Source organism: Methylobacterium phyllostachyos, from assembly GCF_900103445.1.
Classification (GTDB): Bacteria; Pseudomonadota; Alphaproteobacteria; order Rhizobiales; family Beijerinckiaceae; genus Methylobacterium; species Methylobacterium phyllostachyos.
The window spans coordinates 168,276-180,748 of record NZ_FNHS01000005.1 but is presented as its reverse complement, the minus strand read 5'-3'; the positions used below and the strand labels follow the sequence as shown (position 1 = coordinate 180,748).

9 protein-coding genes are annotated in these 12,473 nt (G+C 70.2%); 4 read left to right on the top strand and 5 right to left on the bottom strand.

Annotation, left to right across the window (positions count from 1 at the left end; translation table 11 throughout):
• Positions 1-79: 79 nt before the first annotated feature.
• A complete protein-coding gene (locus tag BLQ49_RS09785) occupies positions 80-1,384 on the bottom strand; it encodes a glycosyltransferase (RefSeq protein WP_091715413.1) in 1,305 nt (434 codons plus the stop codon).
• Positions 1,385-1,906: 522 nt separating this feature from the next.
• Between BLQ49_RS09785 and dnaE the strand changes: the two genes are divergently transcribed.
• Positions 1,907-5,425 carry a DNA polymerase III subunit alpha gene (gene dnaE, locus BLQ49_RS09780; RefSeq protein WP_091715411.1) on the top strand — a complete coding sequence of 1,173 codons (3,519 nt, stop codon included), beginning with the start codon at positions 1,907-1,909 and terminating at the stop codon, positions 5,423-5,425.
• Positions 5,426-5,474: 49 nt separating this feature from the next.
• Here the strand turns inward: dnaE and BLQ49_RS09775 are convergent, their stop codons facing one another.
• Positions 5,475-6,098, bottom strand: coding sequence for a hypothetical protein (locus BLQ49_RS09775; protein WP_091715409.1), 624 nt, complete (start codon positions 6,096-6,098; stop codon positions 5,475-5,477).
• A gap of 174 nt (positions 6,099-6,272) precedes the next feature.
• Here BLQ49_RS09775 and BLQ49_RS29650 point away from each other — a divergent pair, with 174 nt between their 5' ends.
• Positions 6,273-6,416: a hypothetical protein gene (locus tag BLQ49_RS29650; RefSeq protein WP_167627684.1), complete on the top strand. Its 144-nt coding sequence runs from the start codon at positions 6,273-6,275 to the stop codon at positions 6,414-6,416.
• Between the two features lie 155 nt (positions 6,417-6,571).
• Here BLQ49_RS29650 and BLQ49_RS09770 read toward each other — a convergent pair whose 3' ends face one another.
• Positions 6,572-7,273 carry a gamma-glutamylcyclotransferase gene (locus tag BLQ49_RS09770; protein WP_091715407.1) on the bottom strand — a complete coding sequence of 234 codons (702 nt, stop codon included), beginning with the start codon at positions 7,271-7,273 and terminating at the stop codon, positions 6,572-6,574.
• A gap of 19 nt (positions 7,274-7,292) precedes the next feature.
• Positions 7,293-7,688: a hypothetical protein gene (locus tag BLQ49_RS09765; RefSeq protein WP_091715405.1), complete on the bottom strand. Its 396-nt coding sequence runs from the start codon at positions 7,686-7,688 to the stop codon at positions 7,293-7,295.
• Between the two features lie 135 nt (positions 7,689-7,823).
• Between BLQ49_RS09765 and recO the strand changes: the two genes are divergently transcribed.
• Positions 7,824-8,543 carry a DNA repair protein RecO gene (gene recO, locus BLQ49_RS09760; protein ID WP_091715404.1) on the top strand — a complete coding sequence of 240 codons (720 nt, stop codon included), beginning with the start codon at positions 7,824-7,826 and terminating at the stop codon, positions 8,541-8,543.
• A 183-nt stretch (positions 8,544-8,726) separates the two neighbouring features.
• On the top strand, positions 8,727-10,973 hold the full coding sequence (gene parC, locus BLQ49_RS09755; protein ID WP_091715402.1) for a DNA topoisomerase IV subunit A: 2,247 nt from the start codon (positions 8,727-8,729) through the stop codon (positions 10,971-10,973).
• A 588-nt stretch (positions 10,974-11,561) separates the two neighbouring features.
• On the opposite strand, the gene BLQ49_RS09745 is transcribed toward parC, so the two are convergent.
• A complete protein-coding gene (locus tag BLQ49_RS09745) occupies positions 11,562-12,434 on the bottom strand; it encodes a DNA-3-methyladenine glycosylase family protein (protein ID WP_091715398.1) in 873 nt (290 codons plus the stop codon).
• Positions 12,435-12,473 lie beyond the last annotated feature (39 nt).

Here is a 12,473-nt window from a genome sequence, read left to right as displayed (position 1 = left end):
GATCGGCGGCCGTTCCCGGAACGGCCGCCGGTTTCGCGTCCGCGTCGCGGAACACATCGCCGGCCGGACCGGCCATCGATCAGGACCCGACTCGGGATCCGGATCCAGGGCCGGGATTCACCGCCGCGGGATGCACGGCGGTGAGAGCCTCCACGTGGTCGCAGGCTTCCATGATGGCGTCGTGGCTCTCCGCCATCCGCGTCCGGGCCGCCGCAGTGGCGTGTGCCACCGCCGGATCGGTGAGCAGCCGCCGCAGGACCCGCGCCGCCCGGGCCGGCCGGAAGGCGCGACGGCTCAGGGTCGCGCCGAGATTCCGGTCCTTGAGCCGGCGCCCCTCATCGAAATGGTCGAAGGCCACCGGGACCACGAGTTGCGGGACTCCCGCCGCCAGCGCCTGCGCCACCGTCCCGACGCCGCCGTGATGCACCAGGGCGGCGCTGCGGGGCAGCAGCGTGCTCAGGGGCGCGTAGGGCAGGTGGATGATCCCGGCCGGCAACGGTTTCGGGATCTGGCCGCCCTGGGGGGCGAGCAGCACGCCGCGCCGGCCCAGACGCCGGCAGAGGCGCACCGCCGTATCGAAGAACGGCGCGCCCTGGCGCATGGCCGAGCCGTAGGTGAACACGATCGGCGCGTCGCCCGCCGCCAGGAAGGCGTCCAGCTCCGGCGGAATGGTCTGCACGTCGCCGAACCGATCGACCAGCGGGAAGCCGAGCTGCACCGCCTGGGCCGGCCAATCGGCCTGCGGCGCGGCATACCAATCCGGGAACATGAGGAGCATGCGCGTCGGGCTGTTCCACCAATGGCGCAGCCGGCGGACCGGATCGAGGCCGAGCCGCGCGCGGAGCGCATTCAGCGGCGGCAGCGTGAACGGGCCGACCGCGACCGCATCGACGCCGAGATTGATATAGGCCCGTAACGCCGCCGGCAGGACCCGAGGCATGGCGAGACCGGGCAGCCGGGGCGGATCGAACCGGCTCTCGATCAGGAACGGCATGACGTGCAGCGTCGCGGTCGGGAGATCGTAGAGATCCTGCGCCAGCCGCGCGCCCCAGCCGAGCGGCGAGGCGACCACCCGCAGACTCACCCCCCGCGCGTGGGTCGCCCCGAGCCACAGGCAGGTCGCCTCCGCGACCTGCAGGGCATAGTCGAACATCGGGCGGAAGCCCTGCTGCGGGTGCCAGAGATCCGGCTGGCGGATCACCGCTTCGTAGTCGGCGACCGTCCCGAGGGGGAGGAAATCGAGGCCGGCGCGGCGCGCCATGCCCTCGAACGGGGCCGGTGCCGCCAGCGAGACCCCGTGTCCGCGCGCCAGGAGTTCGTGGCCCAAAGCGATGAACGGCAGCACGTCGCCGTGCGTGCCGACAGCCACGAGGGCGACGTGCAACCGTTCGGCAGTCCGGTGCGCGGGAATAGCCTGCTCCTTCGACCCCCCCGAACCGATGACGAGCGCGTCTGGAAGCGGGGCATGCCAGCCCGCTCAACCCGTATCAAGACACTTTTTACTATACTTGAGCGTAACCGCCACCGAAGCGCTTTTGCCTCTTCCCACAGAACAAAACATGAACATACTGGGCCGACACAACGGGAGGCACGACGATGCTGAAGCGGTTGGTCCTGACCGGGATGGTCGAGTTCATGGCGTTCGGAATGCTGTTCGCCGCCGTGGGCGCCTGGGCGATAGCGTTGGCCCCCGTTCGTTAGCCGCGCCTTCCGAAATACCGTCCGGTTCCGGCCCGCGACGGCTTATGCACAGGCGATCGGCATTCCAGCGCCGATTGTCCACAGCGGGGGCCCGAACTGGTGCTTCCGTGGCACGGCCGGTGGATATCGTCCGCCGAGGGCCCATCACACGTCGACTCGAAGCTGGCGAGCGGGGATGCTGCACGACCCCGGAACAAGGTCGGCCATGCAACGCCAGCTCAAGGAGGTCGGATTCGTCCACCTCCATGTCCATTCGTCCTATTCCCTGCTCGAAGGGGCGCTGAAGGTCGGCTCCCTGATCAAGGCCGCGGTGGCCGATCGGCAGCCGGCACTCGCGCTCACCGATACCAACAACCTGTTCGGGGCACTGGAATTCTCCGAGAAGGCGGCCGGGGAGGGCGTGCAGCCGATCGCCGGCGTGCAGCTCTCGGTGGCCTTCGAGAGCGCCGACCCGCACCAGCGCCAGGCGCCGACGAGTCACGGGATCGTGCTCCTGGCCCAGGACGAGACCGGCTACGCAAACCTGCTGCGGCTGGCGAGCCGCGCCTATTTCGACACGGCGCTCGGCGAATCCCCCCGCCTCGACGCGGCGGCCCTCGTCGGATCCTCCGATGGGCTGATCGCCCTCACCGGCGGCATGGCGGGTCCCCTCGACGCCGCCTTCCGGGCCGGCCGGCCCGAACTGGCGCTCGCGCGCCTCAGGCGCCTCAAGGAGGCGTTCGGCGAGGACCGCCTCTATGTCGAGTTGCAGCGCCATGGCCTGCCCGAGGAGGGACGGATCGAGACCGCGCTCCTCGACCTCGCCGGCCGCCACGGCCTCGGCATCGTTGCGACGAACGAGCCCTACTTCGCCAAGCCCGACGATTACGACGCCCACGATGCGCTGCTCGCCATCGCGGAGGGCCGCATCGTCTCGGACGACCGCCGCCGCCGGGTGACGCCGAGCCACGCCTTCAAGACCCGGGCCGAGATGGCCGAGCTGTTTCGCGACCTGCCGGACGCACTCCAGGCCACCGTCGAGATCGCCATGCGCTGCGCCGTCCGGGCGCGGACCCGCAAACCGATCCTGCCCAATTTCGGCGCCGTGGCGGCGGGCGAAAAGCCGCCCATGGCCGACGCCCTGGCGGAGGTTTCAGACGCGGGCGCGCAGGCGGTTTCAGCCGACGAGCCGACCGAGCTCCGGCGGCAGGCCGAAGCCGGACTGGAGCTGCGCCTGAAGCAGCACGGTACCGCGCCGGGCTTCTCCGAGGACGATTACCGCAAGCGCCTCGAATTCGAGCTCGACGTCATCGTCAAGATGAAGTTCCCGGGCTACTTCCTGATCGTCTCGGACTTCATCAAGTGGGCCAAGGACCACGACATCCCGGTGGGTCCGGGCCGCGGCTCGGGCGCGGGCTCGCTGGTCGCGTGGTCGCTGCTGATCACCGACCTCGACCCGCTCCGGTTCGGCCTGCTGTTCGAGCGCTTCCTCAACCCCGAGCGCGTCTCGATGCCGGATTTCGACATCGACTTCTGCGTCGAGGGCCGCGAGCGCGTGATCCGCTACGTGCAGCAGCGCTACGGCGAGGGGCAGGTCGGGCAGATCATCACCTTCGGTACCCTGCTCGCCCGCGGCGTGCTGCGCGATGTCGGCCGCGTGCTGGAGATGCCGTACGGGCAGGTCGACAAGCTCACCAAGCTCGTGCCGCAGAACCCCGCCAACCCCGTGACGCTGGCCCAGGCGATCGAGGGCGAGCCCAAGCTCCAGCAGGCCATGGAGGAGGAGCCGGTCGTCGCCCGGCTCATCGACATCTCCAAGAAGCTCGAGGGCCTGCACCGCCACGCCTCGACCCACGCGGCCGGCGTGGTGATCGGCGACCGGCCGCTCGAAGAGCTGGTCCCGCTCTACCGAGACCCGAAGACCGGGATGCGGGTGACCCAGTTCAACATGAAGTGGGTCGAGCAGGCGGGGCTGGTGAAGTTCGACTTCCTGGGCCTCAAGACCCTCACCATGCTGCGGTGCTGCACCGATCTGCTGAAGCAGCGCGGCATCGACATCGACCTCGCCTCGCTGCCCCTCGACGACCCGAACACCTACGGGCCGATGGGCCGGGGCGAGACGGTCGGCGTGTTCCAGGTGGAATCGGCCGGCATGCGCAAGGCGCTCTGCGAGATGCAGGCCGACCGGCTGGAGGACATCATCGCCCTCGTGGCGCTGTATCGGCCAGGCCCGATGGCCAACATCCCGGTCTATTGCGAGCGCAAGCTCGGCCGCGACGCCGGCAACGAGGCGTCGTGGTATCCGGATCCGAAGCTAGAGCCGATGCTGAAGGAGACTTTTGGCATCATCGTCTACCAGGAACAGGTGATGGAGATCGCCAAGGTCCTGGCGGGCTACTCCCTCGGCGAGGCCGACATGCTCCGGCGCGCCATGGGTAAGAAGATCCGCGCCGAGATGGACGCGCAGCGCGATCGGTTCCTCAAGGGCTGCACCGAGCGCGGGCTGACCAAGGCCAAGGCCAACGAGATCTTCGACCTGCTCGCCAAGTTCGCCGATTACGGCTTCAACAAGAGCCACGCGGCGGCCTACGCGCTGCTGACCTACCAGACCGCCTACCTGAAGGCGAACTTCCCGGTCGAGTTCCTGGCGGCCGCCATGACGCTCGACATCGACAACACCGACAAGCTCGCCGAATTCCGCCAGGACGCGCAGCGCCTGAAGATCGTGGTCGAGCCGCCCTCGATCAACACCTCGGGCGAGGTGTTCGAGGTGCGCGACGGCAAGATCTTCTACGCGCTGGCGGCCATCAAGGGCGTCGGCCGCGAGGCGGTGCGGGCGCTGGTCGAGGCCCGCGGCGACCGGCCGTTCAAGGACCTCGCCTGCCTCGCCCGCCGGCTGAACCCGCGGATGATCAACAAGCGGACCCTTGAAAGTCTCGTGCAGGCCGGGGCGCTCGACTGCATCGAGCCCGACCGGGCGCGCGCCTTCGCGGCGGTGGAGCCAATGATGAAGCTCGCCGCCAGCGCGGCGGAGGCCGCGTCAGCCGGCGTTACCGACATGTTCGGGGGCGTGGTTGCGGATGACGTGAGCTTACGCATCCCGCCCCACGAGATCTGGCCGATGGCCGACACGCTGAAGCGCGAATACGCGGCGATCGGGTTTTTCATCTCGGGCCACCCGCTCGACGAGTACGGCGACCTGCTCGACAAGCTGCGGGTGCAGAGCTGGACCGATTTCTGCCGCGCCGTGCGGGCCGGGACCTCGAGCGTCGGCCGGGTGGCGGCCTCGGTGCTCGACCGGGCGGAGCGGCGGACCAAGACCGGCAACAAGATGGGTATCGTCACCCTGTCGGACCGGACCGCGCATTTCGAGGCGATCATCTTCTCCGAGGGGCTGGGCCAGTACCGCGACATCCTCGAACCGGGCCGGCCGCTGGTGCTGCAACTCCAGGCCAATCTGGAGGGCGAGGACGTGCGCGCCCGGATCCTCACCGCTGAACCCCTCGATCAGGCGGTGGCCCGCCACCAGAAGGGGATCCGGATCCATCTGAGCGACCCGCGCGGCGTCGCACCGGTGCAGCAGCGCCTGTCGATGCGCGGCGAGAGCGAGGTCTCGCTGATCCTCAAGCTCGACGGCGGCGGGCGCGAAGTGGAGATCCGGCTGCCCGGCAAGTTCCAGGCGAGCCCGGCGCTCGCCGGCCAGCTCCGGACCGTGCCGGGGGTGGTGCAGGTGGAGGTGAGCTAGGCAGGGGCTCAGCCCGACCGCCTGACGCGGCGTAGCCCCGGCAGGCAGGTCAGAACGGCGTTGCGAGACACCCGCCGAGCGCCGCTTTCAGCCCGGCGGCGTCGCTCTCAGACGGCGTGAACACCGCCGTCAGGGCCGGGTCGCCGGAGCGCGGGCTCGCCTGCGTCCAGGTGAGCTTGGTGCCCGGTTGCGTGAGCGCTAGGGCGACCCCGCGGAGCGGATCCTCGCCGCGGCGGGCCCCCGTCACGGTCAGGGTGAACCCTGAATCCGCCCCGGTCGCAGCGCCCTGGACCGGCATGCGCACCGAGCGCACGCTGCCGGCGCTGGAGACGAGGATGCCGGTGAGCGGCGTCTCGCTGGCGGCGCCTTCGAGCCCGGCGAAATCGAAGCGGGAGGTCAGTTCGGCGAAGCGCGGCACGGTCAGCGCCGCCGACAGGCCGGTGCCACCCGGATCGCAGGCGATGTGCAGCGTCGCCGATCGCTGGTCCGTCCCCAGGTCGGCGGCGCCGGTGAGGTCCGCGCTGCCTCCAGGGGCGCGGCTGCCGCTCGGCAGCAGCGACGTCCGGCCGGTCAGGATGTCGGACAGCCGCGCGCCCCGGCTCAACGGTCCCGCCAGGAGGGCCGCGGCCGCGATGAGCACGATGCCCAAGCCCACGCCGATCCGAAGCCGCATCCTGTCCTCGCCTGTGCCGATCCCGGGCCGGCGGCATAGACGATCGCAGCCCCGCCGCAACCCTTCCTTCACCATGATCACGCGAACTGCGCCGCGGTAGCACCCGTGTGCGTTGCAGCAACTCCGTAAAAACCGATCGATCCTATGCACGCCCGCTCAAGCTTGAGCCTCGCGATGCGCACGAAGATCCTGCTCGTCCTCACCCTGGTGGTCTACGTCACGACCGGCCGCGCCCCCGGCATCCGCGAGCCGCGCAACCCGGATGCGGAGCACGCCGGCGGGCGCGTCGCCATCGTGATGAAGCGCGCCTGGGCCTGAGTTGCATCGCGTCTTCCGGCGAAGCCGATGATCGACCCGATCCGTCATCGCGAGTGCAGCGAAGCGACCCAGGGCAGCGCGAGATCAGAAATCGCCGCGCCACCGGGTTGCTTCGCTGCGCTCGCAAAGGGGCAGAGCCATCGACAGGGACGCGGTCACGCCCCCGGCGCGCAGGCCCTGAGTCGTTCGGCCACCAGGGCCTGGAGGCTCCAGAGGTGCCGGTCGCGGATGCCGAGGCGCTCGCAGGCCTCTACGGTGCGGAACAGGTACTCCGCGCTCGGGCCCTTGTGGCCGCAGGCGACGGCGATTTTTTCCGCGATCTCGGCATCTGACAGGCGTCCGGCGTAGCGGTCGCTGGCGCGGTTGGCCAGGAAGGTGAGGGCCGAGACGGTCCCCGCCTCGGTGGCGACCGGCAGCCAGCGGGCGACGTAGCCCCGGCCACGCATCTCCCGGCGCCAGACCGGCATCAGCGCTTCGCGGATCTCCGAATCAGGCAGGCGGAAGGCCACGCCCCGGCACAGGCCGCCCCGGTCGAGCGCCAGGACGAAGCCCGGCCGCTCCGGCGTCCCGCGGAACCGCCGCTGCAGCAGGCAGAAGCGGCGGTGGAAGCCCCGGACTGTCCCGATCCGGCGCTCGGCCACCGGGAATTCCGGATTCCACATCAGCGAGCCGTAGGCGAAGACCCAGAGGTCGCTGCCCTCCCGGCCGGCGATGATGGCGTCCAGCCCCGGGCGCAGCTCGGCGTCCGACAGGACTTCGAGGGCGCTCGGGTCGTCGGGCACCGGGACGGAATGGGCGCGGGCGATCAGGTCGAGGCTGAGATCGAGGGTGCGGCCAAGGGGGTAGTCAGGGGACATACCCCTCAACGCGGCGCCCTCACCGGGCGTTGCCCAGGGCGTCGAGTTCGGGGAAGGGGCGGGTGCGGTGCCCGGTGCAGACCTCGTCGTCGTCGAGCACCGTGAGCCGGTCGGCCTCGTAGCGCAACGCCACCTTCGGCTTCTCGGGCTTGCCGAAGGTCCGGCCGTACATGTGACCCGTGACGCAGTAGATCACCCGGCCGCCATCCTCGATCGGCCCGGCGATCCGGCTGCCCTCGAATCGCACCGGCAGCAGCGAGACCGAACCGAACTCGACCTGCTTCAACGCCAGTGCGGCGATCCGCTGGAGGAGGGCCGGGGAGGGCGCATCGTCCGAGGCCGCCTTCCGTGGGGCAGCCTGTGCCCCGGCGGCGGCGAGGAGAAGCAGTGCGGCGAGGGCGGAACGGGGCGGCATCCGCCAACGCTACCCGGACAAGGCTGCCTGAGGCTGGAGCGCACGGGCGGCGCCGGACGGCGCGAATGCCTATATGAGGGGATCCAGCGAACCGCGCCTGCCGCGCCCCTCTCACCCCCTGCGACGCGACTTTCGATGCAATGGACCGACGACGCCCTGGTGCTCGGCCTGCGCCGGCACGGGGAGAGCAGCGTCATCCTGGAGGCGATGACCGAGAGCCATGGGCGCCATCTCGGCCTCGTGCATGGCGGGCGCTCGCGCCGGATGCAGCCGGTGCTCCAGCCCGGCAATCGGGTCCGCCTCACGTGGCGCGCGCGCCTCGACGAGGGCCTCGGCGCCTTCGCGGTGGAGCCCCTCGAATCGCAGGTCTCGCGGCTGATCGGGTCGAGCCTCGCTTTGTACGGGATCGGCCATCTGGCGGCGTTGCTGCGGCTGCTCCCCGAGCGCGATCCGCATCCGGAACTCTACGAGGCGGCGGGGATCCTCGTGGAGCATCTCGACGATCCGGCCATCGCGCCACCCCTGATGGTGCGGTTCGAGCTGGCGATCCTGTCGGAGCTCGGCTTCGGCCTCGACCTCACCGCCTGCGCGGCGACCGGCGGCAACGATGCCCTGGCGTATGTCTCGCCGAAGAGCGGGCGGGCGGTCAGCGCCTCGGCGGGCGAGCCCTACCGCGACCGTCTGCTGGCGCTGCCGACCTTCCTGCATGCGGGCGGATCCCCCGGTCCGGACGGCGTTGCGCAAGGGTTTACCTTGACGGGATACTTCCTCGACCGGCACGTCTGGGGCCCCCGCGGCCTCGGAATGCCCGAGGAGCGGGCGCGATTCGTTGCGCTCGGCCGCGAGGCCGAGTAATGTTCGCGCTATGTTCTGCGTACCGCCGGCTGTTGGACCGGGGCCGCAGGCGGAGCCCGGAATCCCGATCCCTCCCGCCGCCCGATGCTTAAGGCAGTGGGCGGTGCATCGGAATTCCACGCTCCGCCGTGCCCCGGATTGATGGCCGAGTCGGCACAGTCGATCAGAATTTGAGGAGCCGTCATGGGCCAGCCCTTCGAGCCGCCGTCCGGCGACGGGATCGAGAGCGTCGAGCTGAAATCCGCGCTGGAGGAGCGCTACCTCGCCTATGCGCTCTCCACGATCATGCACCGGGCCCTGCCGGATGCCCGCGACGGGTTGAAGCCCGTGCACCGGCGCATCCTGTACGGCATGCGGCTGCTCCGGCTCGACCCGAACACCGCGCACAAGAAGTGCGCCAAGATCGTCGGCGACGTGATGGGTGATTTCCACCCGCACGGCGATCAGGCGATCTACGACGCGCTCGTCCGGCTCTCCCAGGATTTCGCCCAGCGTTACCCGCTGGTCGACGGCCAGGGCAATTTCGGCAACATCGACGGTGATGGCCCCGCCGCCTACCGCTACACCGAGGCGCGGCTCACCGAGGTCGCGCGCCTGCTCCTCGACGGGATCGACGAGGACACGGTCGATTTCCGCCCCTCCTACAACGGCGAGAAGGAGGAGCCGATCGTCCTGCCGGCGGCCTTCCCGAACCTCTTGGCCAACGGCAGCCAGGGCATTGCGGTCGGCATGGCGACCTCGATCCCGCCGCACAACGCCGCCGAGCTGTGCGACGCGGCGCTCTACCTGATCAACCACCCCGAGGCGACCTCGGGTCAGCTCGCCAAATTCGTCCAGGGGCCGGATTTCCCGACCGGCGGCATCCTGATCGACTCGGCCGAGTCGGTCGCCGAGGCCTACCGCACCGGGCGCGGCGCCTTCCGGGTCCGCGCCCGCTGGCACAAGGAGGATCTTGGCCGCGGCACGTGGAACATCGTCGTCACCGAGATCCCCTACGGCATCCCGAAGGGCCGGCTGATCGAGAAGATGGCGGAGCTGCTTCAGGAGAAGAAGCTGCCGCTGCTGGCCGATGTCCGCGACGAATCGGCCGAGGACGTGCGCGTGGTGCTGGAGCCGCGCTCGCGCACGGTCGATCCCGTGATCCTGATGGAATCCTTGTTCCGGCTGACCGAGCTGGAGGCGCGGATCCCGCTCAACCTCAACGTCCTGGTCGGTGGCCTCGTGCCGAAGGTGATCGGGCTCGCCGAGTGCCTGCGCGAATGGGTCGACCACCGCCGCGTGGTGCTGCAGCGCCGCTCGCGCTACCGCCTCGGCCAGATCGACCGTCGCCTGGAAATCCTGGGCGGGTTGCTGATCGTCTATCTCGACCTCGACGAGGTGATCCGCATCATCCGCGAGGAGGACGAGCCGAAGGCCGCCCTCATGGCCCGGTTCGAGCTGACCGAGCTTCAGGCCAACGCCATTCTCGACACCCGCCTGCGCTCCCTGCGCAAGCTCGAGGAGATGGAGCTGAAGCGCGAGTTCGACGCGCTCACCGCCGAGAAGGCCGAGATCGACGCCCTGCTGGCCTCCGAGCCGGCGCAGTGGAAGGCGATCCAGGCGCAGATCCGCGCCGTGAAGAAGACGTTCGGGCCCGAGACCAAGCTCGGCAAGCGCCGCACGGAGTTGGCGAGCCCGCCGGATGTCGGCGGCATCGACTTCACCGCGGCTCTGGTCGAGCGCGAGCCGATCACCGTGATCGTCTCCACCAAGGGCTGGATCCGGGCGCTAAAGGGCCACGTCTCCGACCTCTCGGGCGTTGCCTTCAAGGGCGACGACACCCTGAAGATCGCCTTCCCAACCGAGACGACCCAAAAAATCCTGCTGCTCGCCACGAACGGCAAGGTGTTCACCCTGGAGGCCTCGAAGCTCCCGGGCGGGCGCGGCTTCGGCGACCCGGTGCGGCTGATGGCCGACCTCGACGATGGCACCGAGATCGTGGCGGCTCTGCCCTACCGGCCGGAGACCAAGCTGCTGATCGCGGGTTCGGACGGGCGCGGCTTCGTGGCGCCCGCTGACGCGCTGGTGGCCAACACCCGCAAGGGCAAGAGCGTGCTCGGCCTCGACGGCGACGCCACAGCGGCCGTGCTGGTGCCGGCCGACGGTGATCACGTGGCGGTGGTGAACACCGAGAAGCTGCTCCTGATCTTCCCGATCTCCGAGGTGGCGGAACTCGCCCGCGGCAAGGGCGTCCGCCTCCAGCGCTGCCGCAGCGGCGGGCTCTTGGACGCGCACGTGTTCAAGCTCGCCGACGGCCTGCCCTGGCAGGACGGGTCGCCGGAGGGCCGGCTCGCCAACGCGGCGGTGCTGGAGAAGTGGCTCGGCCACCGCGCCGAGGTCGGCCTGATGATGGCGCGCAGCTTCCCGAAGTTCGAGCGGTTCGGGCGCTGAGACAGAGGGAGGGTGACGGGCTTCCAACCCGCGCCCTCATCCTGAGGTGACCGCGTCAGCGGGCCTCGAAGGAGCCCGCCAGCCGGCCACGCGCTCCCGGGAGGCTGGAGGCCTTCTTCGAGGCCTCCGCTCCGCTGCGGCACCCCAGGATGAGGGCGCGGGTGGGACAAACCGTGTCTCAGTGCGAACGCTGATTGAGCCAAAGCGCGCCAAAGGCCAGGACGCCTCCGGCAACTGGAACCGAAAGCAGAAGGAGGAACTGGGCTGTCGTCATGGGCGAAGATCCCGAAGCGCGTGCCGCACACCCCAATGTATGGCGCCACTCATGATCCAACAAACCACCGTAGCGAAAAGCACGGGCTCGAAATGCGGCCGGTCCGATAGAGCGGTTGATATGAACGGCGCGAAACCGCCCACGGCAAAGATCGCGACGGCGAGGCCGTTGGCATAGGTGGCAGAGAATTTGATACGCTCGTTCGCGACGAGCTTCTCGCGCGCTTCCCCGTCCCCGTCCGACATCGAATCCGAGCCCCCCGGCCGGCACTGGCGTTAGCTCACCCTGGCGATGGGGGGAACGAACGACGCGCCTCACTTCACAGCCGCCTCATCCGCCGCCCAGAGGTATTGCGCCGCGTAGGCCCGGAACGGCCGCCACGCCTCGGCCCGCGCCAGGAGCGCCGCCGCGCTCGGTCGCCGCGTGCTGGTCTCCAGCGCCCGCAGCAGGCCGACATCGCCCACCGGCAGGGCGTCGGGCAGCTTGAGCGCCCGCATGGCGATGTACTGCGCCGTCCACGGCCCGATCCCGCGGATCGCCGTGAAGCGCAGCACCGCGGCCTCCAGGCTTTCCGCCGGGGCGAACAGGTCCGGATCCGCGAGCGCGGCCGCCGCCAGCGCTCGGATCGCCGCACCGCGGGCACGCGGCATGTTCAGGGCCAGGGCGATATCCGCCTCGACGAGATCCGCCGGCGTGGGGAAGACATGGGTGAGGCCGCCCACCGGCTCGGCGAGTCGCGTCCCGAAGGCCGCGACCAGCTTCCCAGCGAGCCCGATCGCGGCGGTCACCGAGACCTGCTGGCCGAGAATCGCCCGGCATCCGGTCTCGAACGGGTCCCAGGCACCGGGTAGGCGCAGGCCTGGCCGGGCCGCCACGAGGGGCGTCAGAACCGGGTCCCCGGTGAGACAGGCCGCGATGGCGGCGGGATCCGCATCGCAGTCGAACAGGCCGCGCAGGCGTCCGGCGATAGCCGGAACGTCACCCGCCTCGACACCGCGGAGCGTCGCACGCAGGCAGTCGACGCCGGGCTCGACCGTCACGAGGCCGTGCCGCCCCGCGACGCTGATCGTGCGCGCGTAGGCCGCCGAGGGATTCGGCGCCTCGACGGCGGGAATCGCCCGCTTGGCCAGGAAGGCGCGGATTGCCGCCCAATCATACGGCGGCCGATAGGACAGGCGGAGTTCCATCGCCTCTGCAAACGCGAAGGGCGGCCTCTCGGCCGCCCC